Annotated in this window: 23 protein-coding genes and 1 CRISPR repeat array; of the genes, 10 read left to right on the forward strand and 13 right to left on the reverse strand. The window is 72.7% G+C overall.

Features of this window, described 5'->3' with window-relative positions; genetic code table 11:
• Positions 1–98: 98 nt before the first annotated feature.
• Both GTY67_RS35570 and GTY67_RS20105 read left to right on the forward strand, forming a co-directional pair.
• Positions 99–290 (forward strand): hypothetical protein, encoded by a 192-nt coding sequence (locus GTY67_RS35570; RefSeq protein WP_343238715.1) that lies wholly within the window; start codon positions 99–101, stop codon positions 288–290.
• Positions 291–444: 154 nt separating this feature from the next.
• Positions 445–1,548, forward strand: a complete 1,104-nt coding sequence (locus tag GTY67_RS20105) for a methyltransferase domain-containing protein (RefSeq protein ID WP_161279571.1) — start codon at positions 445–447, stop codon at positions 1,546–1,548.
• Positions 1,549–1,618: 70 nt separating this feature from the next.
• Positions 1,619–1,831: a CRISPR direct-repeat array (repeat unit 29 nt; unit sequence GGGACCACCCCCGCACGCGCGGGGACCAC).
• A gap of 304 nt (positions 1,832–2,135) precedes the next feature.
• Here GTY67_RS20105 and GTY67_RS20110 read toward each other — a convergent pair.
• The gene (locus GTY67_RS20110) at positions 2,136–2,873 is read right to left on the reverse strand and encodes a uridine kinase (protein WP_161279572.1); all 738 of its coding nucleotides are present in this window, start codon (positions 2,871–2,873) and stop codon (positions 2,136–2,138) included.
• A 196-nt stretch (positions 2,874–3,069) separates the two neighbouring features.
• On the opposite strand from GTY67_RS20110, the gene GTY67_RS20115 reads away from it, so the two are divergent.
• Complete coding sequence (locus GTY67_RS20115; RefSeq protein ID WP_161279573.1) at positions 3,070–3,402, forward strand: hypothetical protein; 333 nt, start codon at positions 3,070–3,072, stop codon at positions 3,400–3,402.
• A gap of 83 nt (positions 3,403–3,485) precedes the next feature.
• Here GTY67_RS20115 and GTY67_RS20120 read toward each other — a convergent pair whose 3' ends face one another.
• Complete coding sequence (locus GTY67_RS20120) at positions 3,486–4,022, reverse strand: VOC family protein (RefSeq protein WP_093687303.1); 537 nt, start codon at positions 4,020–4,022, stop codon at positions 3,486–3,488.
• A 137-nt stretch (positions 4,023–4,159) separates the two neighbouring features.
• Positions 4,160–5,269, reverse strand: coding sequence for a citrate synthase 2 (locus GTY67_RS20125; RefSeq protein WP_093687305.1), 1,110 nt, complete (start codon positions 5,267–5,269; stop codon positions 4,160–4,162).
• A 314-nt stretch (positions 5,270–5,583) separates the two neighbouring features.
• Here GTY67_RS20125 and pdxH point away from each other — a divergent pair, with 314 nt between their 5' ends.
• Both pdxH and GTY67_RS20135 read left to right on the forward strand, forming a co-directional pair.
• A complete protein-coding gene (gene pdxH / locus GTY67_RS20130) occupies positions 5,584–6,213 on the forward strand; it encodes a pyridoxamine 5'-phosphate oxidase (RefSeq protein ID WP_093687307.1) in 630 nt (209 codons plus the stop codon).
• Between the two features lie 379 nt (positions 6,214–6,592).
• The gene (locus GTY67_RS20135) at positions 6,593–8,056 is read left to right on the forward strand and encodes a PAS domain-containing protein (RefSeq protein WP_161279574.1); all 1,464 of its coding nucleotides are present in this window, start codon (positions 6,593–6,595) and stop codon (positions 8,054–8,056) included.
• Between the two features lie 62 nt (positions 8,057–8,118).
• Here the strand turns inward: GTY67_RS20135 and GTY67_RS20140 are convergent, their stop codons facing one another.
• From GTY67_RS20140 to GTY67_RS20160, 5 genes are all read right to left on the reverse strand, one after another.
• Positions 8,119–9,609, reverse strand: a complete 1,491-nt coding sequence (locus tag GTY67_RS20140) for a DUF4157 domain-containing protein (RefSeq protein ID WP_161279575.1) — start codon at positions 9,607–9,609, stop codon at positions 8,119–8,121.
• Positions 9,610–9,823: 214 nt separating this feature from the next.
• Complete coding sequence (locus GTY67_RS20145; RefSeq protein ID WP_093687313.1) at positions 9,824–11,038, reverse strand: ABC transporter permease; 1,215 nt, start codon at positions 11,036–11,038, stop codon at positions 9,824–9,826.
• Positions 11,035–11,955 (reverse strand): ABC transporter ATP-binding protein, encoded by a 921-nt coding sequence (locus GTY67_RS20150; RefSeq protein ID WP_343238716.1) that lies wholly within the window; start codon positions 11,953–11,955, stop codon positions 11,035–11,037. Before GTY67_RS20150 ends, GTY67_RS20145 begins: the two co-directional genes overlap by 4 nt.
• On the reverse strand, positions 11,952–13,010 hold the full coding sequence (locus GTY67_RS20155) for a peptidoglycan-binding protein (protein WP_202461507.1): 1,059 nt from the start codon (positions 13,008–13,010) through the stop codon (positions 11,952–11,954). The genes GTY67_RS20150 and GTY67_RS20155 overlap by 4 nt, the downstream gene beginning before the upstream one ends.
• On the reverse strand, positions 13,007–13,516 hold the full coding sequence (locus tag GTY67_RS20160; protein WP_161279577.1) for a hypothetical protein: 510 nt from the start codon (positions 13,514–13,516) through the stop codon (positions 13,007–13,009). The genes GTY67_RS20155 and GTY67_RS20160 overlap by 4 nt, the downstream gene beginning before the upstream one ends.
• Before the next feature lie 116 nt (positions 13,517–13,632).
• On the opposite strand from GTY67_RS20160, the gene GTY67_RS20165 reads away from it, so the two are divergent.
• Both GTY67_RS20165 and GTY67_RS20170 read left to right on the forward strand, forming a co-directional pair.
• The gene (locus GTY67_RS20165; RefSeq protein WP_161279578.1) at positions 13,633–14,328 is read left to right on the forward strand and encodes a response regulator transcription factor; all 696 of its coding nucleotides are present in this window, start codon (positions 13,633–13,635) and stop codon (positions 14,326–14,328) included.
• Positions 14,325–15,491: an ATP-binding protein gene (locus GTY67_RS20170; RefSeq protein WP_161279579.1), complete on the forward strand. Its 1,167-nt coding sequence runs from the start codon at positions 14,325–14,327 to the stop codon at positions 15,489–15,491. Before GTY67_RS20165 ends, GTY67_RS20170 begins: the two co-directional genes overlap by 4 nt.
• A gap of 10 nt (positions 15,492–15,501) precedes the next feature.
• Here GTY67_RS20170 and GTY67_RS20175 read toward each other — a convergent pair whose 3' ends face one another.
• Positions 15,502–16,257: an SIS domain-containing protein gene (locus GTY67_RS20175; protein ID WP_093687324.1), complete on the reverse strand. Its 756-nt coding sequence runs from the start codon at positions 16,255–16,257 to the stop codon at positions 15,502–15,504.
• 221 nt (positions 16,258–16,478) lie between these two features.
• Here GTY67_RS20175 and GTY67_RS20180 point away from each other — a divergent pair, with 221 nt between their 5' ends.
• Entirely contained in the window at positions 16,479–17,171 is a 693-nt protein-coding gene (locus tag GTY67_RS20180) for a metal-dependent transcriptional regulator (protein WP_093687326.1), read from the forward strand.
• A 664-nt stretch (positions 17,172–17,835) separates the two neighbouring features.
• Positions 17,836–18,744, forward strand: coding sequence for an alpha/beta hydrolase (locus GTY67_RS20185; protein WP_093687433.1), 909 nt, complete (start codon positions 17,836–17,838; stop codon positions 18,742–18,744).
• A gap of 52 nt (positions 18,745–18,796) precedes the next feature.
• On the opposite strand, the gene GTY67_RS20190 is transcribed toward GTY67_RS20185, so the two are convergent.
• The 4 genes from GTY67_RS20190 to GTY67_RS20205 form a co-directional block, all read right to left on the reverse strand.
• The gene (locus GTY67_RS20190; RefSeq protein WP_161279580.1) at positions 18,797–20,434 is read right to left on the reverse strand and encodes a transporter; all 1,638 of its coding nucleotides are present in this window, start codon (positions 20,432–20,434) and stop codon (positions 18,797–18,799) included.
• The gene (locus GTY67_RS20195; protein ID WP_161279581.1) at positions 20,431–21,288 is read right to left on the reverse strand and encodes an ABC transporter ATP-binding protein; all 858 of its coding nucleotides are present in this window, start codon (positions 21,286–21,288) and stop codon (positions 20,431–20,433) included. Before GTY67_RS20195 ends, GTY67_RS20190 begins: the two co-directional genes overlap by 4 nt.
• A gap of 75 nt (positions 21,289–21,363) precedes the next feature.
• On the reverse strand, positions 21,364–22,041 hold the full coding sequence (locus GTY67_RS20200; protein WP_161279582.1) for a DUF4232 domain-containing protein: 678 nt from the start codon (positions 22,039–22,041) through the stop codon (positions 21,364–21,366).
• Positions 22,042–22,212: 171 nt separating this feature from the next.
• Positions 22,213–22,899 carry a bifunctional DNA primase/polymerase gene (locus GTY67_RS20205; RefSeq protein ID WP_161280194.1) on the reverse strand — a complete coding sequence of 229 codons (687 nt, stop codon included), beginning with the start codon at positions 22,897–22,899 and terminating at the stop codon, positions 22,213–22,215.
• A 281-nt stretch (positions 22,900–23,180) separates the two neighbouring features.
• On the opposite strand from GTY67_RS20205, the gene GTY67_RS20210 reads away from it, so the two are divergent.
• On the forward strand, positions 23,181–24,563 hold the full coding sequence (locus GTY67_RS20210) for a transcriptional regulator (protein WP_093687336.1): 1,383 nt from the start codon (positions 23,181–23,183) through the stop codon (positions 24,561–24,563).
• Positions 24,564–24,679 lie beyond the last annotated feature (116 nt).

A 24,679-nucleotide genomic window follows, 5' to 3' on the forward strand; every position in this document is an offset into this window, starting at 1 on the left:
GCCTCGGTCTCGGACCTGGCCGCCGCGCATGCGGTCTGTCGGCAGCCGGACTGTGGCTGCCCGTGTCACGTGGCCGCCACCGCCCTTCGGGACGCCGGGTGAGCATCAGCTTGTCGCCGACTGATGTCCTTACCTGCGAGGCGTGTTGGCGCGCCCCGGTCGCCGCTGTACGGCATACCGCCGACGGTCGGGATCTGTTGTGCCGGGCGTGCGCGGAGGGCGGCTATCCGCGTCGTGTCGACCTCTTCCCGCCGTACGGGATCTACCGGCTGCATCACCCTGAGAACTGAACCACCCGACCACGCAAAGGAGATGCATGATGAGCAGCAGCGCACTGATGGATGACGGCAAGCATGGTGGGCCGCCGTCGGACAAGCCGTGGACGCCGCCACAGGAGCCGAAGCCGTCTCCGGATGGCAGCCGCCCTAAGTACGTTCCGCAGCCGTGAGTGCCGCGCAGCAGGTGCCCACCCACCCGGACCTGGTGCAGGGCCTTGCCGATCGGGGGTTGCTGGATGCCCGGTGGCGGCGGGTATTCGATGCCGTGCCGCGTAGCCGGTTCGTACCGGCGGTCGTCTGGCGGCAGTTGGTTGACCGGTGTGTGCCGGTCGTCGGTACGGAACAGTGGCTCGCCCTGGTCAACAGCGACGAGCCCGTCGTCACGCAGCTTGACGACGGGGCCGAGGGTGGGCCTGGTGTGGCGACGTCGTCGAACTCGATGCCGTCGATGGTGGCCCGGATGCTCGGGCTCCTCGGTGTGGCGGACGGGCAGCGGGTGCTGGAAATCGGCACCGGCACCGGGTATGTCGCCGCGTTGCTCTGCGAGCGGCTCGGGGACGACCTGGTCCACAGCGTCGAACTGGACCCTGTCGTGGCCCGGCAGGCGGCGCAGGCGCTGGGGCAGGCCGGGTACCGGCCGCATCTGCGGGTCGGGGACGGTGAGCAACCCTGGCCCGGCCTGGGGCTCGTCGACCGGCTGATCGCCACCTGCGCCCTGCGCCATGTGCCGTACGCGCTCCTCCGTCAGGTGCGGCCCGGCGGGATCCTCGTGGCCCCGCTGGCCCGGGAGTTCTGGTCGGGGGCCCTGGTTCAGCTCCTCGTCCAGGACGACGGCACGGCGGTGGGGACGTTCTGCGGCGGGGCCACGTACATGCCCATGCGCTCCCACCGCGTGCCTGACCTCCACGAGGTGCACGGCAAGGGGCGGGCCCGCGCCGCCGGCCTGGACCCCGCCCGGCTCCTCGACCTCGGGTTCGCCCTGTACGCCGGGGCGCGGCTGCCCGGCGTACGGCTCGTCCACCAGAACACCCCGGAAGGCGTCCAGGTCTGGGCGACCCGCGAGGACGGAGCCGCCGCCACAGCCGCCACCGGGGAGGAGGTGTGGCAGTACGGGCCCGGGTTCCTCTGGGAGGAGATCGAACAGGCCTGGTGGGAGTACGAGACAGCCGGGCGACCCGACGCCGAACAGTTCGGGCTCACCGTGACCGCCCGAGGCCAGCACGTCTGGCTCCGCGACCCCCGCGAAATCATTCGACCCAGCAGGGGGTAACTCCAGTTAGGGGCTCCTCGTGGGCGGGGCGCCGCGCTGGGGCGGGTCGACGGTGCAGGGCTCGGGGGGTGTGGGAAGCCCCGCACGCGCGGGGACCACTACACCCGCCTCAAGCCCTACACCGGCCCCGGGGGACCACCCCCGCACGCGCGGGGACCACTCGGGCCAGTACGCCCGGGATCACCCAGTCAGGGGACCACCCCCGCACGCGCGGGGACCACCGTACCGCCACTAAATCCACATACCTGGGCGAGGGACCACCCCCGCACGCGCGGGGACCACTCTTCGTGACCTGCGGGTTTATGCGGGCCGGGGCTCGTTTTTCGTCACTTCCTGAGAATCGGACATATCTCCTCAGTCCTGTCAGAGGCCCCGCCGGAAGTCATGCACCCTCCATCCTGCCCCAGCCCCCGCCCTGTCACCCGCCCCACCGAAGAACCCGAGCGATCTCGATGCCCCTCCCCGTAGCGCACTCAACCCCAACAGCGGCCGGTCGCCCACCCGGGCGGCGTCACCTCCGAGGGCCACCAAGACGGGCGCCCGGTTTGGTCGTTGAAGCCGAGGGCGCCGGGCGTGCGGGGCGGCCCCTAAGCAGAGTTGGCCGTGATCAGGCGCGGTCGGCCGAAGTCCCTGTTGTCCACCACCGCGTCCATCCTCGGCAGCGGGTCCACCTCCTTCAGGTACAGGCGCTCGGCCGCCAAGTAGCGGTCGCGGTGGATCGACTCCGCGTCCGAGCCCGCCCAGTTCTGGTCGCGTTCCGCGCCCCGGCTTACGGAGAGTTCGGCGTCCACGTCCAGCCAGATGCGGAAGTCCCAGTACGCGTCGATCTCCGGGCGGAACGCGAACACGCCGTCCACGATCAGTACCGAGTCCGGGGTGAGCGGGGTCATTCGCGCCGAATGGTCCTGTTGGGTCAGCGGGTCAATGGAGCAGAGGGCGCAGGATGTCGACCCCGGGGAGCGGGCCGGGTCCAGTAGGAGGCGCTTGGCCGTTTCGTACGCGTAGGCGTTGCGGTAGTAGCCCTCGCCGGACTCCCGGTCGTACAAGTGGCGGTCTTTCCAGGGGTTCTTGAAGTCGTCCAGCGTCGCTCGGAGCACCGGGCGGCCCGACTTGGCTATTTCGGCGCCCAGTTCGTGGCCGAAGCTCGTCTTTCCCGCTGCTGTGAAGCCGTCGACGCCCACCAGTAGGCGGTCCGGGGCGAGAGTCAGGATGCGGCTCGCCAGGGTCTTCACCAGAGCCGTGCGCTCCGCCGACGCGGGCTGTGGGCAGGGCTGTTGCCAGGAGGAGGGGGAGTGGTGGACTGGTGCCGTCCTGTGCGAATTCATGTACGGAATTTACTGGTTGGCTTCGGGATGCGGTCCGCAGAGGCGGTCCGCAGAGTTGGTTCGCGGATACGAACGTGAGTATGGGTGCTCATGTGGCGGGTCCCGGCGGACGGCATTGTCGAGGTCGTCAGGAGGACGGTCGCCGTCACCGTCACAGACACCGCATCGGGCATACCGACACCTCAGGAGATCCGACATGGCCAAGACCTCGCGTTCGCTGCCGCAGACCCTGCGCCACTACCTGGTGAACCCTCTGGCCCTCGGCTACCTGGGCGTCGTACTCGCCGTCTGCCTGTGGGTCGCTGTGGACGCCATCCTCGGCGCCTCCTCCGGGGACGCCAGCTTCGCCGGAGTGTGGGCCCTCCTGGTGACCGCCCCGGCCTCGCTGCTGATGCCCTTCACCGGTCCTGTGGGCCTGATCGCGATCCCGATCGGTGCCGTCGTGCAGGCCTTCGCGCTCGGCGCCATGTACCGGTACGTCACCGAGCGGCGCGCCCACGCCATCGACAGCGGTGCCAGCAGCGTCTGAAAGCAGTGTGCGAGAGCAGGGTCTGAAACCCCCCGCCCCGGGGCTGGGCGGCCCCGAGAGCGGTCACGGCAGGTCGGGCAGGTCTACGACGCCACGTCCGGCTCCCCCGCCGTCTCCCGGCGGTTCGGGTCCACCGCGTCCGCCGCCGTCACCCGGTCCTGGGCCCTGATGTCCCGGGCCTGCTCCGCCACCCACTCCGGGCTGATCGCCGGTGTCTCGCCCGGGACCTGGTCGGTCACGAACAGGCAGAACGGGTGGCCCACCGGGTCGAACAGCACCCGTACGTCGTGCTGCGGCTGGAACTCCGCCGGTGTCGCGCCCTCCGCCACCGCGTGGGCCACGCCCGCCTCCAGGTCCGTCACCTCGAAGTCCAGGTGCAGCATCATCAGCTGGTCGCCGGGGGAGGCGGGCCAGACCGGGGGCACGTACGGCTTCGAGGTCTGGAAGCCCAGGCCCGAGCCGCCGCCCGGTGGCAGGAGCTTCACCCAGTCGGGCTCCTCCTGCACCGGCTCCCACCCCAGCAGGCGGCGGTAGAAGTCCGCCAGCTCCGCCGCGTCCGGGGCTTCGATCACCGTGCTGGACAGGGTCAGGGTCGGTCGCGGCGGGGGGAGGGTGGTCACGGTCGGCCTCCTCGGTCGGAGATGCGCAAAGGATGCGCCGCGCAAGGGATGCGCTCAGATGTGCCGGTACGACTACCCCGTACCGGCACATTCACCGGCCCCGCCCCACCGAACTCACCGGCCCCGCCCCGCCGAACTCACCCCGCGAGGTCCGCGATGTCGGCGTATCCCTCGATCTCGCGCGGGTTCCGCGTGCCGGGGCCCACGTACGTCGCCGACGGGCGGACCAGGCGGCCCGTGCGCTTCTGCTCCAGGATGTGCGCCGACCAGCCCGCCGTACGGGCGCACGTGAACATCGACGTGAACATGTGCGCCGGGACCTCCGCGAAGTCCAGCACGATCGCCGCCCAGAACTCGACGTTCGTCGCCAGGACGCGGTCCGGGCGGCGGTTGTGCAGCTCCTCCAAGGCCGCCTTCTCCAGCGCCTCCGCCACCTCGAAGCGCGGCGCCGCCAGCTCGCGGGCCGTGCGGCGCAGGACGCGGGCGCGCGGGTCCTCCGCACGGTAGACGCGGTGGCCGAAGCCCATCAGGCGCTCGCCCCGGTCCAGGGCGCCCTTCACATACGCCGTGGCGTCCCCCGTACGTTCGATCTCCTCGATCATGCCGAGGACCCGCGAGGGGGCGCCGCCGTGCAGCGGGCCCGACATCGCGCCCACCGCGCCGGAGAGCGCGGCCGCGACGTCCGCGCCCGTCGAGGCGATGACCCGGGCCGTGAAGGTGGAGGCGTTCATTCCGTGCTCGGCCGCCGACGTCCAGTACGCGTCCACCGCCTTGACGTGCTTCGGGTCCGGCTCGCCGCGCCAGCGGATCATGAACCGCTCCACGACCGACTGCGCCTTGTCGATCTCGCTCTGCGGCACCATCGGCCGCCCCTGGCCACGCGCCGACTGGGCCACGTACGACAGCGCCATCACCGCCGCCCGCGCCAGGTCGTCCCGGGCCGTCGCCTCGTCGATGTCCAGCAGCGGCTTCAGACCCCACACGGGGGCGAGCATCGCCAGCGCGGACTGCACATCGACCCGGATGTCACCCGAGTGCACCGGGATCGGGAACGGCTCGGCCGGCGGCAGCCCGGGGTTGAACGCCCCGTCCACCAGCAGGCCCCAGACATTGCCGAAGGAGACATGGCCGACCAGATCCTCGATGTCGACCCCGCGGTAGCGGAGCGAACCACCTTCCTTGTCCGGTTCGGCGATCTCCGTTTCGAACGCGACGACTCCCTCAAGACCGGGTACGAAGTCGGACATCAGGCGGCTCCCTCAGTTCGGCGGCGGGTGGGCGACGGTTCCTACGGCCCCAGGGCCCCCATGAAACCTGCCCCAAGATTCCCAGGGCCCCCATGAGGCCTGCCCCAAGATATTGGCGGGTTCCCACGGAGCGGGGAAGCGTGACATCCGGCACAGGACCCCATTTCGGCGGTGCGTGGTTACGGGCCCTCCCCGCCGGGCACACTCCGCCACTGCGGCAGGATGGTCCCGTGCCCACACCAGACGCCTCCTCGGGACCCCGCCCCGAAGATTCGGGACCCCTCCCCGACGATTCCACCACCGATCCGGCGGCCATGCGCGAGCAGTACCGCTCGGAGGACTTCACCGAGTCCGACCTCAGCCCCGGCCCGATGGACCAGTTCGCCCGCTGGTTCCGCCAGGTCGCCGTCGGCGGCGTGCTCCACGAGCCCAACGCGATGGTCGTCTCCACCGCCACCCCGGACGGCCGCCCCTCCTCGCGTACGGTCCTGCTGAAGCAGTACGACGACCGGGGCTTCGTCTTCTTCACCAACTACCACTCCCGCAAGGGCCGCGAGCTGGCCGCCAACCCGTACGTCTCGCTGCTCTTCCCCTGGCACCCCATGGCCCGCCAGGTGATCGTCACCGGCACCGCCTCCCGCGTCTCCCGCGAGGAGACCGTCGGCTACTTCCGGACCCGGCCGCACGGCTCCCAGCTCGGCGCCTGGGCCAGTGACCAGTCCGCCGTGGTCTCCTCCCGCGACGAGCTCGTCAAGCGGTACGAGGAGCTGGCCGCGCGCTACCCGGAGGGCGAGAAGGTGCCCGCCCCGCCGAACTGGGGCGGCTTCCGCGTGGTCCCGGAGACCATCGAGTTCTGGCAGGGGCACGGGAACCGGCTGCACGACCGGCTGCGGTACGTCAGGGAGGACGACGGTTCCTGGCGGGTGGAGCGGCTCTGCCCCTGAGGGCGCCCGAGCGGTCCGGGAAACGCAGAAACCCGCAGGCTCTGGGTCCTCCGTGCACGGAGGAGCCGGCCGGACTTACCGGCGAGCCTGCGGGTCGGTGACTGCTGGGTATTGGCCGGCGTCCGGCCATGCACTGCGAAAGTGCGTGACAACGGGCGTCAGCCCGCAGCCACCTCACGAGTCCGAAGAGAAATCACTTCCGGAACACCTCCTTTCCTGTGTGCTGAAAGCCTACGAGCGGCCCCGCTCGCCGTTCAACCCATTTATTTGGCGAAGTGGGCTGTGCGCTGGGTCACGTTCGAGTTGAATGGTCTGACGTGCAGCAATACGCGCGGTGACGCGCGGGGAAACGGCCGACACGTTCTGCGGGGGGTACGGAGTGGGTGCTTCCAGGAGCAGCGGGACCACCGACGCGCTCGGACCGGACGAAGGGGCCGGCGGCGGAAGGGGCGAGCCCCTGCGCCCCGGGCCGCCCGCCGCCGGGGAGGACGAGCGCGACGGCGGCAGCCCCGGGGCCGAGCTGCTCGCCGCCCTCCTCGACGGCATGGACGCGGCCCTCTGCGCCTTCGACGCGGGCGGTGTGGTCACCCACTGGAACCGCGAGGCCGAGCGCATCCTCGGCTGGTCCGCCCAGGAGGCCGTGGGGCGTACGGGCTTCGCCGGGTGGGCGGTGCGCCGGGCCGACGCGCACGAGGTGCAGGGGCGGCTCATGGCCGCCATGGACGCGCCGGGACGCCAGGTCCACGAGTTCGCGCTGCTGCGCAAGGACGGCAGCCGGGTCCTGGTGCGCACCCAGTCCGCCCGGGTGCTGGGCGCCGACGGCAAGCCGGCCGGGGTGTACTGCGCGTTCAGCGAGGTGCACGCCCAGATCGACCTGGAGCGGGCCATCGCGCTGAGCGAGGCGCTGCTGGAGGACGCGTCCTGGGGCGTGGTGCTCGTCGACGTCGACCTCCGCCCGACCGTCGTCAACGCCTACGCCTCCCGCGCGCTCGGCGGCGGCCGCACCACGCTCCTCGGCCGGCCGCTCGGCGAGCTGGTGGTCCAGGGCGTCGAGGAGCTGGAGGCGGCCTTGCAGCATGTGCTCGCCGAAGGCGCCCCGGGGCCGCCGGCCGAGTTGTGGGTGACCTTGCGTACGGCGGAGGGCGAGCGGCGGCGGTGCTGGCGAAGCGGGTTCCTGCGGCTGGCCTCACCGCTGACGGAGGAGCCGGTTCCGCTCGGGGTGGGGTGGATGTTCCGGGACGTGACGGCCAGGAAGCTCGCGCAGCAGGAGGCGGACCGGCTGCGGTTCCGGGCGGGTCAGCTGCACAGGGCGGCGCGTACGGTCTCCGAGTGCGAGGACCCGATGGAGGCGGCGACCTCCCTCCTCGACTTCGCGCTGGCCGGCTTCGCCGACCACGTACTCCTCGATCTCACCGAGGAAGCGCCGGTGGCGTCCGCCCTGGCGGAGAGCGGCGAGCGCCTGGTGCGTACGGCCGCGACGCCCGCCGACACGCCCGGCCCCTGCCTGCTGGTGGCGGGCGGCGCGATCCCCGTCCGGTACGGCCCAGGGCACCCCGCCCTCCAGGCCGCCGAGCGCACCGGATCGGTCCGTACGAGCGCGGGCGCCGGGGACGACGGCGGGGCGGCGGCCTGGGCGGCGGAGCGGCGCTGGCCCCGGGACGCGGCCCACGCCCTGTGCACGGTGCTGCGGAGCCGGGGGCGGACGCTGGGCGTGCTGACGTTCCTCCGCGCGGCGAACCGGGCCGCCTTCGAACGTCCGGACACGGCGTACGCCGAGACGGTGGCGGCCCGGGTCGCGGGCGCCGTCGACCTGGCGCAGACGCTGCGGCGGGCGGCCACCTGAGAAAGCATGCCGGGCGGGCTCCGGGCGGGTGAGGCCGCCGTCTGCCCGCCCCGACGGGCCCCTCAGGTCACCTGCGTGGTCCCGTACGTCTGCGCGACGAAATTGAGCCGCTGGATGAAACTGGCCGTCCAGTTGCCGCCTGCCTGCGGCGACAGGGGCTGGGCCCACCACTTCATGCGGGTCTGGGGGAAGTGCTCCTGCTCGCCCGGCTGCGGGTCCCCGAGATACAGCGCCTGCGCGTTCCAGCCGAGCTCTTGTGCTCCGGCCACGCGATCCGCCGTGTTGGCGGAGGCCATCATGGTGAGGGCCTGGGTGACGGCGGCGATGTCCCTGCCCGGCCGCTCCAGGGACGGGAGGATGCCCGCGGCGTGGGCCAGGCTCTCGATCAGCTCGACATGGGCGGAGCCTTCCCCCGCCTTCCGGATCACCAGGGTGAAGCCGTGGCCCGCGTACTCGATCCGGAACACCGACTCCACCCCGTGGTCCCAGGCATGGCGGAGCGCGTCGGTCAGGGTCCGCACGGCCGCCTGGAACTCCGGTACGTCTGCGGCCTGTTGCGGGTTGGGTCCCTCCGTGGGCAGAGCCGCCGCAGGGTCGGTCAGGACGGGGAAGAGGGCGTGGGCCGTGGGGAAGCAGGAGGCGTACTCCAGCGGATCCTTGAGGTTGGAGTCGAGGATCTCCGGGGCGATGCCGTGCGCCCCCATGGGGTCGTACGCCGGGTCGAGAAGGGCGTTCAGGACGTTCAGCCGGGTGGTGCCGATGGCAGCCGCGAGTTCGTCGAGTTGGGTCGCGTAGGGCTGGACGCCCTGCGCGATGCCCGCACCGATGGTGTCCCCTGGGGCCCGTTGCACCGGCATGCCGTCCGCCGCGTACCGGTGCGTGTGCTGCTCCGGGCCGTGCTGCGCCGCATCGCCGTGTTCCCCGGCCGCCTCGGTACGTTGCACCGGGGCCCGCATCACCCGCGCCGCGTTGGCCTCCGCCGCCCGCTCGAACCGGTCCGACGGGTCGGAGACCGAGAGCCCCGAACCGTTGTCCGTGCCCGCCACGGGCCCCTGCCGCTGCTGGATGACGTGCGTCAACTCGTGGGCCAGCGTGTGCGGATCGGCGCCGCCCCGGCCCAGGACGACATGGTGGCCGCTGGTGTAGGCGCGGGCCCCGACCTCGGCGGCGGACGCCCGGGCCGCGGCGTTGTCGTGGATGCGTACGTCGGAGAAGTCCGCGCCCATCCGGGACTCCATGTCGGCGCGCGTACGGTCGTCGAGGGGGCGGCCGGGGGAACGCAGGACACCGGGCACCGCCGAACGCTGCACACCGGGCCCGCCGGAGGCGGCGGAGCGCTGGACCGCCGCGTCCTCCTGGCCGTGTCCGCCCTCGTGGTCGCAGGCGGGGCCGTGCTGGGCCCGGCGCAGGATGTCCACGACGGCGGCGTTGCCCGCACTGCGCTGGAGGGCGGACAGGGCGCCCTCCTCCTGGGAGCCGGCCGTCACCGGCCGGACCGCCGGCGGGCGGACGGGTCCGGGGGCCTCGGCCTTGCTCTGCTCTGTACGGCGCATGGGCAGGGAACCTCTCGGCAGATGAGTGGGACCCTACCTGCATACCCGGCGGCCGGGCCGAACAGGAAGGCCCGCGGGGGCAGTTACTCCTGCCCCCGGGGTACGGCCGGGCAGAAGGGCCCGTTCCTTCCGTGGCGGACACTCCCTCACGTCCTCCTGCCCGCCGGGGTACGCCCGGGCAGGAGGGCGCGTACCTTCCGTGGCGGACGCTCCCTCACGCCGCGTGCAGCGCCAGCGTCGGGGAGAGGCGGGAGGCCCGCACCGCCGGGTAGAGGCCCGCCACCGTGCCGATCACCAGCGTCGCGCCGAAGCCCCCGCCGACCGCCCAGAGCGGCACCACCCACGGCAGCCCGCCGGAGTGCGCGTACACCCCCGTCGCCGCCGCGCCCAGCGCCACCCCCGCCAGACCGCCCAGGCCCGACAGCATCAGGGACTCCGTGACGAACTGGATCCGGATCTGGCCCCGGGTCGCGCCCAGCGAGCGGCGCAGCCCGATCTCGTACCGGCGCTCCAGCACCGAGATGATCATGGTGTTGGCCACTCCGACGCCGCCGACCAGCAGCGCGATACCGCCCAGGCCCAGCAGCAGACTGCTGAACGCCCCCTCGGTCGCCGCCTTCGCGCGCAGCGCCGACGACGGGTCGGTGACCTTCACGTTCTGCGGGTTCTGCGGGTCGACCGTCGCCGCCATGACCTTGCGTACGTCCCGCACCGCCGCGTCGTCCGACCGCTCGTACACCGACGTCGGGTGGCCCTCGAAGCCCAGCAGCCGCTTCGCGCCCTCCCAGCCGACCAGCGCGGAACGTTCGATCTCCGGGGCGAGGGGGAGCGGGGCGAGGATGCCGATGACCGTGAAGTGCCGGTCGCCCAGCCACACTTGCTGTCCGGGCCTGGTGACGCCGAGGCGTTCGGCGGCGACATGGCCGAGCACCACCGAGGGGTAGCGGCCGGTCGCCGCGTTGAGCCAGCTGCCGCTGCGCACCTCGCCGCGCAGGACGCGGAGCAGGTCGGCCGTGGTCGCCTTGACCGTGATCCCGCCCGTATCGCCCTCGTCGATCCTCTCGTTGCGGCGTACGGTCGCGTCGAGGTCGGCGGTGGCCCCCACCTCCTGGACCCCCTTGATCCGGCCCACCATCCCGACCGAGCCCTCGGGCAGCCGTACGTCCTCTCCGGCGAACATCGAGTCGCCGGGCGAGGCGACCAGGAGGTTGGTGCCCAACTTGTCGAGTTCGCGGAGCAGTTGGGCCTGGCTGGAGGCGGAGATGCCGACCACGGAGATCATCGTCGCGATGCCGATGGCGATGCCCAGCGCGGAGAGGACCACCCGCATCGGGCGGCTGCGGAGGCCGGACGAGCCGACGTGGAGGACGTCCCGGGGGCCCAGGCGGGCCGCCTTCAGCCGTCCCCGCCCCCGGCCTGTGCGGCTCACAGCTTCGCCCCTGCCGTCATGGGCCGGCGTACAGGCGGATTCCTTACGTCCGCCACCACCTCGCCGTCCCTGATCCGCACCTCGCGCGGCAGGCTCCCCGCGATCTCCGTGTCGTGCGTGATCACCGCGATCGTCGCCCCCTCCCGGTTCAGGTCCCGCAGCAGCTCCATCACCGCCGCGCCCGACGCCGTATCCAGCGCCCCCGTCGGCTCGTCGGCCAGCAGCAGGGCGGGCTCACCGACGACCGCCCGCGCGATGGCGACCCGCTGCTTCTGGCCGCCCGAGAGCTGGTGCGGCTTGTGGTCCAGGCGGTCCGCCAGCCCGACCCGGTCCAGCGCCTCGGCGGCCCTGCGGCGGCGTACGGGGCGGGGAAGGCCGGAGTAGAGCAGGCCCTCGGCCACGTTGTCGCGCGCGGAGACGCCCGGGACCAGGTGGAACGCCTGGAAGACGAAGCCCACGTGCTGGGCGCGCAGGGCGGAGAGGCGGCGGTCGGAGAGGGCCGCCACGTCATGGCCCGCGATGTGGACGGAGCCGGTGGTGGGGCGGTCCAGGGTGCCGACGATGTGCAGCAGCGTGGACTTGCCGGAGCCGGACGGGCCGACGATGGCGAGGAGTTCGCCCTCCCGCACGGTGAGGTCCACCCCGCGCAGGGCGGTGACCCCGCCCGCGTACTCCTTGGTGACGCCGCGGAGGCCGACGACCGTGGTTCCGGCCTCGGCTGCGTTCGTACCGATGACCGTGGTCCCGCCTTCGGCCTCGTTCGTACCGATGACCGCGTTCGTGGCGCCGACAGTGTTCGTGGCGCCGACCGCGTGCGTGCCGCTCGCCTGGTTCGTGCCGCCGACCGCGTTCGTGCCGCTGGCCTCGTGCGTACCGTTGACCGCGTTCGTACCGCCGACCTCGTACGTACCGCTCATATCTTCGGCACCCCGACCTTCATGCCCTCGCTGAGACCGCCGCCCGACACCTCGACCCGGCCGTCCGCGAACATGCCCAGCTCCACCTTCACCTCGCGGACCGTGCCGTTCCGTACGACCTCCACACCGAAGCCGCCGCCGGGCAGGGCCAGGAGCGCGTTCACGGGGACGGTCAGGACGTTCTTACGGGTCTCGCCGGTGAGGTTCACCGTCACCGGTGACTGGTCGAAGCCGCCGACATCGTCCGGCTTGTCGAAGGAGACCGTCAGGGTCACCTTCGGGCCGGTGTCCTGCGGGTCCTTGCCGGGCTTCGCCGTCCGGCCGACCGAGGAGACCGTGCCGGGCGCGCTGGTGCCGTCCGGCAGCTCCACGTCGACCTTGGTGCCCGCCTTGGCCAACTGGCTCTCCGCCACGTCCAGTTCGAAGGTCACGATCCGCTCGGAGCCGGTCGTGGTGAGGACCGGGGTGCCCGGCTGGGCCAGGTCGCCGACCGCCGCCTCCACGCTCCTGATCCGGACCTTCCCCGGGGCGAACGTGACGTCCTGCGGGCCCACCTTGCCCGTCCGCTTGACGTCGTTCGCCCTCTGCCAGCGCTTGACGGCCGCCGCCGTCAGCTCGGTGTACTCGGTGTCCGGGGTGAAGCCGGTGTAGCCGAGGGCGGCGAGATTGCGCTCCAGCTGCTCCACGTCCCGGCCCTTGTCGCCCGGCTTCAGCGTCCGGTACATGGGCCCCGCCCCGTACATCAGCCGGACCGCCCGCCCGTCGACCTCGTACAGCCGCTCGTTCCGCTTGACGGTCGACCCGGTGCGCGGGGCCCAGGTCAGGGTGCCCGCCGCGCCCGCGTTGATCTTGCGCTGCTTGTCGTAGCCGAGGGTCCCCTCCGCCTGGGCGCTGTCGCGCAGGTCGCCGCGCAGGACCGGGGCGGTGGCCGGCGGCAGCCCGGTGTTCGCACCGGCCGACTCCGTACCGCCCCCGCCGAGCTGGGTGACCGCGATCGTCCCGGCCGTCACCGCGAGCACCGCCGCCACCGCCGCCACGGCCCGTCCGCGCCTCATCGGCCCACGCTCTCGCACGCCTTGTTGGCCTTCTCGAACTTCTTCATCTCCTGCGGCTTCGGCGCGGGCAGCGCCTGCGCCGCCCCGCCCTCGAACTTCGGGTCCGGCATGTCGAAGCCGTTCTTCCGCATGCACCGCGCGAAGGCGACCATCTTGTCCTTCTCCGCCTGCGTCAGCTCCTTGGGCCCGCCGCCGACCGCCTTGTCCTCGCAGGCCTTGAACGCCTTCTCCATCTCCTTCCGGCTCTTGGAGCCGCCGTCGATGGTGACCCCCATGCCGTTCTCGCCCGGCTTCGGCTCGGGGATGTTCAGGCCCTGCTTCCGGAGGCACTTGCGGTGCTCCAGCGCCTGGTCCTCCTCCGTCTTCTTCGTGGTGGACGCCGACCCGCCGTCCTTCGTCCCGCCGCTGCCGCCGCCGCCCGTACAGGCCGTGGCGGACAGGACGACGGTCGCGGCGAGCAGGCAGGCGGCGGCGATGGTGCGCCGCCGTGCGGGGAGAAAGGTCATGAAGGGCTCCTCGTAACGTCGAAGGGACGGCCCGAGCGTGCGCGAGGAGGCGGTTTCGTTTCTCTCAGCGCCGGTGCTTACACCGGCGAAACATCGCTTTCGGGTACACAGGGCCCATGCGCGTGCTGCTGGTGGAGGACGAGGAATTCCTGGCGGAGATGATCGCCGAGGGGCTGCGCCGCGACGCCGTCGCGGTGGACATCGCCCCCGACGGGCCGACCGCGCTGGAGAAGCTCCGTTTCGGCGCGTACGACGTGATGATCCTCGACCGCGACCTGCCCGGGCTGCACGGTGACGAGGTGTGCCGCCGGGTCGTCGGCGCGCGCCTGCTGACCCGGATCCTGATGCTCACCGCCTCGGGGGCCGTACGGGACCGGGTGGCCGGCCTCGGGCTCGGCGCCGACGACTACCTGACCAAGCCGTTCGCGTACGACGAACTCCTCGCCCGGGTCCTCGCCCTCGGCCGCCGCTCCCGCCCGGCCCTCCCACCGGTCCTGGAACGGGCCGGACTGACCCTCGACACCGCCCGCCGCCAGGTCTGCCGCGACGGCCGCTACCTGTCTCTCTCCCGCAAGGAGTTCGCCGTGCTGGAAACCCTCCTGCGGGCCGAGGGCGCCGTCGTCAGCGGCGACGACCTGATCGAGGAGGTGTGGGAGGAGGACACCAGCTACCGCACCAACGCGGTCCGGGTCACCCTCTCCAAGCTCCGTACGAAACTGGGGGCGCCACCCGTGATCGAGACCGTGCCGGGTGCCGGGTACCGCATCGGGGGCGGACCCGTGGCGGGCGGCGGGAACGGCGCAGCCCGGTGAACAGCGAACGCGCGCGACTCACCGCGCTCTACGGCGGCCTGCTCGTGCTGGCCGGGGTCCTGCTCATGGGGCTCGTCTACGTGCTGGTCAGCGACGGGCTCTACAGCAGCGTCATGACCGCCGTCGCCCCCGCCGTCCCCGCCTCCCGGCTGGACGCCGCCTCCGCGCCCCTGCTGCCCACCTCCGACTGGGCGCAGACCACCGTGATCCAGCCCGGCCAGTACGCGGTCGCGCGGAAGGTCTCCACCGCCGCCGGGGACGCCGTGCTCCACCAGCTCCTCACCGTCTCCGCGCTCTCCCTCGCCGTCTACTCGGCGCTCTCCGTCGCCCTCGCCTGGTGGATGGCGGGCCGGGTGCTGCGGCCCGTCGGGGTCATCACCGCCCGGGCCCGACGGCTCTCCGGCTCCAACCTCCACGAGCGGATCGCGCTCAAGGCCCCGCCCGGCGAACTCAAGGAGCTGGCCGACACCTTCGACGGGATGCTGGACCGGATAGAGCAGCTGGTCGCCGCCCGGCAGCGGTTCGCCGCCAACGCCGCCCATGAGCTGCGCACCCCGCTCGCCGTGCAGCGGGCCGCCGCCGAGATCGGACTCGCCGACGACCCGCCGCCCGAGAAGGTCGCCTGGATCCGGGACAAGCTCATCGACACCGCCGACAACAGCGAGCAGCTCATCGAGGGCCTGCTGCTCCTCGCGGTCTCCGACGAGGGGCTGCGGCGGCGCGAACGGGTCGCCCTGGACGCCACCACCGCCACGGCCACCGAGGCGCTGGCGGCGGAGGCGGAGGAGCGGGACGTGACCGTCGACGTGGAGGCCCGGCCGGTGAGCGTGCAGGGCGACCCGGTCCTCCTGGACCACCTCGTGCACAACCTGGTCGCCAACGCGCTGCGCCACAACCACCCCGGCGGGACCGTACGGGTCCGGGTCGGCCCGGGCGGCCTGGAGGTCGCCAACACGGGGCCCGTGGTGGACCCGGCGGCCCTGCCGCTGCTGTTCGAACCGTTCCGCCGGGCACAGGCCCGCCGCCACGCACCGGGCGAGGGCGCGGGGCTCGGGCTCTCCATCGTGGCGTCGGTCGCGCGGGCGCACGGCGGGGACGTCGGCGCCACGGCGAACCCGGGCGGGGGACTGACGGCCCGGGTGACGCTGCCCACCTGTGCATGAGGGCCGGGGCTCAGTGGCGGTAGAAGATCCGCTCGCGGTACTCCGTCATGACCCGGCCGTTCCAGTCGTGGCCGCCGTCCACGTTCCCCGAGCGCAGGAGCGGCGGTTCGATGCCACGGGCCACCAGCTGCTCGGAGGCCGCCGCCATCATCGACTGCATGATCGCGCTGGTGACGACGGTGGAGGCCGGGGCGAAGGGGGCCTCGATGCCGGGGGAGGTCAGCTCCGCGTCGCCGATCGCGATCTTGCTGTCGAGGACGATGTCGCAGTGGTCGCGCAGGAAGCCGCCCGAGGTGTGCCGGGAGCGGGTGTTCTCCGCGTACGCCACCGAGGTCACGCCGATGACCTTCAGCCCCAGGGCCCGGGCGTTCTGGGCCATCTCGACCGGGAGCGCGTTGCGGCCGGAGAGCGAGATGATCACGAGCACGTCGCCCGCCGTCGCCGGGCTGGAGTCCAGGACCGCCGAGGCCAGGCCGTCCACCCGCTCCAGGGCGGAGCCGAGGGTGGCGGGCATGACGTCCACGCCGGTGGTACCGGGCACCGTGAGCAGGTTCATCAGGGCCAGCCCGCCCGCCCGGTAGACGACGTCCTGGGCGGCGAGGGAGGAGTGCCCGGCGCCGTACGCGAAGAGCCGGCCGCCCGCCTCGACCGTGTCGGCGATGGCCGAACCCGCCGCCGCGATGGAGCCCGCCTCCTCGTCCCGCACCCGCTGGAGCAGGCCGATCGCCGCATCGAAGAACTGACCGGCCAGCTTGCTGTCGCTCATCGAGGAGAGCCCTTTCGACGGGATTGCGCAGGGGTTTCGGCGGGGTGGGAATGGCTGTGCCGCCGATCACGTTGCGGTCTGGACCAGTGGCCTGTCAATAGCGCCCGGCGGCGTCCGTCGCACGGTCTTCGGTCGGGGCGGCACGGTTGTCGTTGCTATGCGTCAGAATTGGTGCAGGGCCATCGCACGACGTTTTCTAGTCACAGCATCGAGGGGCACGTATGTCCGGACTGATCGACACCACGGAGATGTATCTCCGCACCATCCTCGAACTGGAAGAGGAAGGCGTGGTGCCCATGCGCGCCCGGATCGCCGAACGGCTGGACCAGAGCGGTCCGACCGTCAGCCAGACGGTGGCCCGCATGGAGCGCGACGGCCTGGTCCAGGTCGCGGGGGACCGCCACCTGGAGCTGACCGAGGAGGGCCGCCGCCTGGCCACCCGCGTCATGCGCAAGCACCGGCTGGCCGAGTGCCTGCTGGTCGACGTGATCGGCCTGGAGTGGGAGCAGGTCCACGCCGAGGCCTGTCGCTGGGAGCACGTGATGAGCGAGGCCGTGGAGCGGCGGGTGCTGGAGCTGCTGCGCCACCCGACGGAGTCTCCGTACGGGAATCCGATCCCGGGCCTGGAGGAGCTGGGCGAGAAGGCGGAGGCCGACCCGTTCCTGGACGCCTCGATGGTGAGCCTGGCGGAGCTGGACCCGGGCTCGGAGGGCAAGACCGTGGTCGTACGGCGGATCGGGGAGCCGATCCAGACGGACGCCCAGCTGATGTACACGCTGCGGAGGGCCGGGGTCCAGCCCGGTTCGGTGGTCAGCGTGACCGAGTCGCCCGGCGGGGTGCTGGTCGGCTCCAGCGGGGAGGCGGCGGAGCTGGACGCGGAGGTTGCTTCGCACGTGTTCGTGGCCAAGCGCTGACGCCGTTGGCGTCGTTGACCCGGGCACCCCTGGGGCCGTACGACGTTCGGCGCGTCGGTCACCACCGCCAGGGTTCCGTCCTCAAACGCCGGACGGGCTGGAATGGGGCCGGACGGGCTGGGGCGGGTTTCCCGGGGGAATTGCAGCGGGCGGGGCGATGGCGTGCCAGGCTGAGGCCAGGCATATGACCTGAGAGTGCCGGACCGGATGCGGCCGGCATGGTCGGGGAGGGAGCAGGGAATGCGCCCGTCGTACCGGCACGTCCGCCGTCCGGTGGCTGCCACGGTCCCGGATGCCCTGGTCAGGGATGGTTCGGTGACCCCTCCACCGTCTTTCGCCATCGTTGTCGTGGACAGCGGTCGACCCCGGCGCCCGAGGGCGCCGGGGTCGGTCCTCCCCTTTGTCGACCTGGAGCCCCGAGCTCTCAAGGTCGTTCCCCACGGACCCCTGTCCCCGAGCGGTCCGCCTCCCGTTGAAGATCTCCCCAGGGCGGCCGACGGCAATCCTCGTCGCATGTCACTCGAACGTGGGGTGTTGAGCGGCGGATCCCTGTTTTCGAATAAGAGTTCGATAGTCTGGCGTGGTGCGAGCATGCGGTGATCCGCGTCCGCGCGGCGATCGAGGGCCCATGGTGATCGAGGACCAGAAGGGGGTGCCAGAGACTATGGTGCGGCGCATCGATGTGACCGGATCCGACGGCGTACGCCTCGCGGCGTGGGAGTTCGCGGACCCGCCGAAGGAGCGTGCGGGGACGGAGGGGGCGGGAGCGGACCGCGCCCCCGGCGTCTTACTGCTGCACGGGCTGATGGGCCGGGCCTCCCACTGGGCCCCCACCGCCCGCTGGCTCTCCGAGCGGTACCGCGCGGTCGGCCTCGACCAGCGGGGCCACGGCCGCAGCGACAAGCCCGCCGACGGCCCGTACACCCGCGACGCGTACGTCGCCGACGCCGAGGCCGCGATCGAACAGCTGGACCTCGGCCCCGTCACCGTCGTCGGCCACGCCATGGGAGCGCTCACCGGCTGGCAGCTCGCCGCCAAGCGCCCCGACCTGGTCCGGGCCGTCGTCATCTGCGACATGCGGGCCTCCGCGCTCGGGGCGGCCTCGCAGCGCGAGTGGAGCGACTGGTTCGAGTCCTGGCCGCTGCCCTTCGCCACCCTCGCCGACGTACGGAAGTGGTTCGGCGAGGACGACCCCTGGGTGGAGCGGCCGAACCCCATGCGCGGTGAGTTCTACGCCGAGGTGATGGCGGAGAAGGAGGACGGCTGGCGCCCGGTCTTCTCCCGCAGCCAGATGCTCAGCTCCCGCGCCACCTGGGTCTACGACGCGCACTGGGAGGAGCTGGCCCAGGTGCGGTGCCCCGCCCTCGTGCTGCGCGGCCTCGACGGTGAGCTGGGGCGGGCCGAGGCGCAGGAGATGGTGCGGGTCCTGCCGCGCGGCCAGTACGCGGAGGTGGCCGACGCGGGCCACCTCGTCCACTACGACCAGCCGGAGGGGTGGCGGGCGGCGGTGGAGCCGTTCCTGGAACAGCTCGCCGAGGACGCCCGGGGCGACCGGGAGCCGGTCGCCCCGTAGGACCGCCGGTGGACCGGCCGCCCCTGACCCTCCAGGAACCGAAGGGCGCCGCTCACCCCTTGCTGACCGCCGTCAGGATCTCCGGCAGCCGGTTGGCCGTGCGCGGTGCCGCGATGCGCAGCCCCGCCCACCCGATGAGCGCCCCGTACACCGCACCGGCCGGGACCACCAGCCACAGCGCGCTGTGGTGGTCCGCGACGTGCAGCCAGACCGTCAGCGCGATCACCGGACCGGCCAGCACCGGCGCGGCCAGCATGCCGCTGATGATGGAGATCCACGCCAGCCCGCCCTGCCCGGGCGCCACGTTCTTGAACGCGCCCTCCTGCGGGATCGAGTACGGGAAGAGCGCCGAGGCCACCGCCCCGATCCCCAGCATCGCGCCCAGCAGCGCGAAGGAGAGGCCGAGCACCCCGGGCAGCGCCTGCCACCGGCCCAGCACCGCCGCCGTCACCACACAGACCAGCACCGTGTACGGCAGCGTGATCAGCAGCAGCGCGTAGGCCCGCGCCCGCAGTTCGACGTACGCGTCCCGGGTCGAGGAGATCGTCAGGGCCACCATCCAGAAGGCGGAGGTGTCCTGGCCGAACTGGTTGTACATCTGCATGCCGAGCATCCCGGCGGCGAAGCAGGCGAAGTAGATCGACCCGGTGCCCTGGAGCGCGTTGAGCAGCGGCACGATCGCACCGATGGCCAGCGCGGTGACCCAGGCCGCCTTGGTCTTCGGGTCCCGTGCCACGTACCGCAGGCTGCGCTGCACGACCGTGCCCGTACGCCCCTCCGGCAGCAGCCCGGACAGCCCCGTGCGGCCCGACTCCTTGCGGGACGGTTCGGCGGCGGCCAGCGTCGAGCCGTCCGGCGCGGTCATCAGCTTCACCAGCCCCCGCTGCCACATCCACACCAGCGCCCCCAGGGCCACCACCGTGACCAGCAGCTGGAGGACCGCCACCCCGTACGAACCCTCCGACGCCGCGTCCACCGCCGCTATCGCCGAGGCACCGGGCAGCCAGCGCGCCACATTCCCGGCCGGCTCCAGCGCCGAGAGGCCCCCGGCCTGGCCGAGCCGCTGCGCGCCGAAGTTGACGAACTGGATGCCCACCGCGATCACCAGCCCGCTCAGCACCGCCAGGTCACGGCCCTTGCGGGAGTTGAGCAGCCGTACGTTGGCGGTGGCGACGGCCCGCGACAGCGCCACGCAGAGCAGCAGCGTCAGCGGGACCGCGAGCACCGCGAACACCACGCCCGCTGGACCGTGCGCCAGCGCGAGCACCGAACCGACCACCAGACAGAGGGTGAACAGCGGCCCGATCCCGACCATCGAGGAGACCAGCAGCGCCCGCACCAGCGGCTGCGGCCGCAGCGGCAGCATCACCAGCCGGGTCGGGTCGAGGGTGTCGTCGCCGCTGGGGAAGAAGAGCGGCAGCACCGCCCAGCCGAGCGCCACGACTGCCGTCAGCAGCACCACGACCGTCCCCGCGTGCGCGTTGCCGCGCAGCAGGACGAGGGCGAGGACCTGGCCCGCCGCGAGCAGCAGCGTGAAGACGAGGGAGACGATGAACGCCGCCTTGCGCCCGGACGACTGCCGCAGCCCGTTGCGCAGGAGCGTCAGCTTGAGCTGTACGAAGACGGGGGTCAGGCCCGCCGTCGGCGCGGCCGGGGCGGCGGCGGTGACGGGGGCGTCCAGCACGCTCATCGGGTGCCGCCCAGCCAGTCGAGGGAGTCGCCGGTGGTGTCCCGGCCGCCCGCGCCGACCAGTTCGAGGAAAGCGTTCTGCAACGACGGCGCGTCGCCGCGTACCTCCGCCAGCGTGCCCTGCGCCTTGATCCGGCCCGCCGCCATCACGGCCACCCAGTCGCAGAGCGACTCCACCAGCTCCATCACATGGCTGGAGAAGACCACGGTCGCCCCGGACCGGGTGTAGCGCTCCAGCACACCCCGGATGGTCTGGGCGGACACCGGGTCGACGCCCTCGAACGGCTCGTCCAGGAAGAGCACTTCGGGGTTGTGGAGCAGGGCGGCGGCCAGCCCGATCTTCTTCCGCATGCCGGTCGAGTAGTCGACGACCAGCTTGTGCTGCGAACCGGCGAGATCCAGTACGTCGAGGAGCTGGGCGGCCCGCTTGTCGACCTCGTCGCCCGGCAGACCGCGCAACCGCCCGTTGTACGCCAGCAGTTCGCGCCCCGAGAGCCGCTCGAAGAGCCGCAGCCCCTCCGGCAGCACCCCGATCCGGGACTTCACCGCGACCGGGTCCGTCCACACGTCGTGGCCCGCGACCTCGATCTTCCCCATGTCGGGCCGCAGCAGCCCGGTGACCATGGAGAGCGTCGTCGTCTTGCCCGCCCCGTTGGGCCCCACCAGGCCGATGAACTTGCCCGCGGGCAGCTCAAGATCGATCCCCGAGACGGCGATCTGTTCCCCGAACCGCTTCCACAGCCCCTGTACGCGCACAGCGGGAGGCGCGGTCCGCGCCCCGCCCGCCGTCGCGCCCGTCTCCGTACGCGCGCCGTGCGTCTCCGTCACGTCACGTGCATCTGCCTGGTCCGGCATGGCACAGCCTTTCGATATCCCCGCTAGATGGGGACCACCCTACGAAAGGCCTGCCGGAACGCCGTTCCCCGCCGCTCAGCCGCCCTGGTCGGCGCTGCCGATCGGGCCGACCTCCACCGGCGAGCCGGAGCCGTCCGTGACGGGCAGCGTGGCCGCGCCCGGCCAGTTCAGGGTGACCGACTCCGTCTCGTCCGGCGGGGTCACCACGAGCCCGGTGATGCGGACGCCGGAGCCGCCCGAGCTGTTGAGCGGGTAGCTGATGCCGAAGTACACCGTCTTCCCGTCCTTGAGGACGAACGGGCCGGCCTGCTCACCGGTGCGCTTCGCGGAGAGCGGCCCCGCGTTCGTCTTCAGATCGACGCCCGCGTACGCGGAGAGCGTGCAGTCCTTGCCGCCGCGGTTCTTCAGCCCCACGGCGACGGTGCCGGCGGTGTCGCCGCCGACGGTGCTGTCCGTGGCGGTGATCTCCAGCGCGTCGGTACGGCACTTGGCGGCCTTGGCGGCCGTGCCGCTCCCACCGGAACTCCCGCCGGTGCTCCCCGCGGAGGCCTGCCCGCTGTCCTTCCCGCCGCTCTGCTCCGACCCCTCCTGGTCCGAACCGCCGGAGCCCGAACCGCCGCCGACGGTGGCGGACGAGGACGCGGCGGGTGCGGGCGTCGCGCCGCCCTGTCCCGTGGCGCCGTCCTCGCAGGCCGTGAGGGAGAGGCCCGCGGCAACGGCCAGGGCGGCGAAGGTGAGCTGGTGAACGCGCATCGTTTCTTCCTCAGGATCGGGTCCAGGTGGCGTCCGCCCGGTGGGAGCGGGCGTGACTGCCCACCAAGATCGGCCCGGCCCGGAGGCTCGTTCCATCCAACCTTCCGCTAATACAGCCCTGTTACAGGTGTTACAGGGCCGGGATGCGACGCGCACGTCCCGCCGCGCGCCCTACGAGACGCGGGCGCGGGCGTCCGCCGCCTCACGTGCGCAGGCGTACGCCAGCGGGCTGATCAGCTCGTCCACATCGGGCAGCCACCGGTTGACCTGGGTGGGCTTACGGGCCCACTGCACGGCGCCCCGGCCGCCGACCCGGGTGGGCGGCGCGGCGATGTAGTGGCCCTCGCCGCGCCCGGTCAGGTCGATCGCCTCCGCGTTCCAGCCGAGCGCGCGCACCAGCTCGGAGGCCTTGGCCGCCGCGCCCGGCAGCACGAAGAAGAGCATCCGGCGGTCCGGGGTGCAGGTGACCGGGCCGAGCGTGAGGTCCATCCGCTCCATCCGGGCCAGCGCCAGGAACCCCGCCGACTCCGGGACCTCCAGCGCGTCGAAGGCGCGGCCGGTCGGCAGGAGCACCGAGGCGCGCGGCTGCCTGGACCACATGCGCCGGGCCGCCGCCCCGCTGCCGGTCGCCTGGCCCGCCCAGTCGGGCCGGTCCGCGTGAGCGCCGGGCAGCGGGCAGGCGGCCTCGCCGCAGGAGCAGCGCTCGCCGCCCTCCACCGCCTCCAGCCAGGTGCCGGGGAACACGTCCCAGTGGCGCTCTTCCGCGTACCGCACCGCGGCGTCGAGCAGGTGCTCGCCCCGCTGCTGGGGGACCTGTGCGGCTTCCGTGACTCCGATGGGCTCTTCCACGACCAGCACAACTTCCGGCACCACCGGGGGTTACGGGCGCGCGCGACCCGGTCACGGTGCATCGATCCTGCACGCGGGGCGCATCGGAGCACGGGCGGGGGCGCGCGTGAGGTGGTGGATCGATGGGCGGGTAGCACCCTCCAGGGCCGGGCAACTCGCCGTGCCCGTACCGAATGCCGATGGAATATGCGCATTTCTTGGGCGAGTGACGGGCAGTGATCCCTCCATCGATCACCGCGTATCCGTGTATTCGCGTATCCGTGTATTTTCAGACTGTTCCAGGGGGAAATGTGGCAGCAAGGCCTCTCGTAGCCCGCCAGCCCAACGAACGGCTCCAGACGCTCATCCAGGAAGCCGCCTGTTCCAACGCGGGCCTCGCGCGCCGCGTCAACATGGTCGGGGCCGAGCGCGGCCTCGATCTGCGGTACGACAAGACCTCCGTGGCCCGCTGGCTGCGCGGACAACAGCCCCGGGGCCGGGCCCCGGGCATCATCGCCGAGGCGCTCGGCCGCAAGCTGGGCCGTACGGTCACGATCGACGAGATCGGCATGGCCAACGGCAAGAACCTGGCCTCCGGCGTGGGCCTCCAGTACGCGCCGACCGTCGCCGGAGCCGTGGAGCAGGTCTGCGAGCTGTGGCGCAGCGACGTCGGCCGCCGCGATCTGCTCACCGGTTCCGCCGTCGCCGCCTCCGCGCTGGTCGAACCCAGCCGCGACTGGCTGATCTCCGGCAAGGACCCCCAGGTCGAACGGGTGGCCGGGGCCCGGGTCGGGATGGCGGACGTGGCGGCGGTGCAGGCGATGACCACCGCCCTCACCGACCTCGACCACCGCTTCGGCAGCGGCCATGTCCGCCCGGTCCTGGTGCACTACCTCAACAGCGTGGTCTCCGGCCTGCTTTCGGGGGCGTACCGCGAACAGGTCGGCCGCGAGCTGTTCGCCGCCGTCGCCCGGCTCACCGAGCTCGGCGGCTACATGGCGGTCGACACCGGCCAGCCCGGTCTCGCCCAGCGCTACTACATCCAGGCGCTGCGCCTGGCCCAGGCCGCCGGGGACCGGGCGTACGGCGGCTATGTCCTGGCCGCCTCCATGAGCCACCTCGCCGCCCAGCTCGGCAACCCGCGCGAGATCGCCCAACTCGCCCGCGCCGCCCAGGAAGGCGCCCGGGGCCAGGTCACCCCCCGCGCCCAGGCGATGTTCTACGCGGCGGAGGCCCGGGGCCACGCGCTGCTCGGGGACGCCCGGACCTGCCACGTCGTGATGGCACGGGCCGTCGCCGCGCTGGAGCAGGCCGACCCGGAGAGCGGCGACGACCCGGACTGGATCGCCCACTTCGACCACGGCTACCTCGCGGACGAGCTGGCCCACTGCCACCGCGACCTCGGCCAGGCCCCGGAGGCCGCCAAGCGGGCCAAGGAGGCGCTGGCCGCCCTGCCGGAGACCCGGGCCAGGCGCCGGGGCATCGGGCTGGTGCTGCTCGCCTCGGCCCAGGTGCAGCAGCGCGAGGTGGAGCGCGCCTGCCACACGGGGACGCGGGCGATGGAGCTGCTCGGGACGGTGCGCTCCAGCCGGGGCGCCGAATATCTCGACGACCTCCAGCAGCGGCTGGCGCCGTACGGACAGGAGCCGGCGGTACGGGAGTTCGGCGAGCGGCTGGAGCTCCAGGCGGCGTGAGGGCGGCGGGGGCCGGGACGTAGGGCTGTGCGTAGGGCCGGGGCAGAGGCCGGGGCGGGGGCCCTCCGGCGGCCCGCCGCCGCCCGGTCTTTCGGAGGTCGCGCGGGGGCTTCGTA

Source organism: Streptomyces sp. SID8374 (assembly GCF_009865135.1).
Lineage (GTDB): Bacteria > Actinomycetota > Actinomycetes > Streptomycetales > Streptomycetaceae > Streptomyces.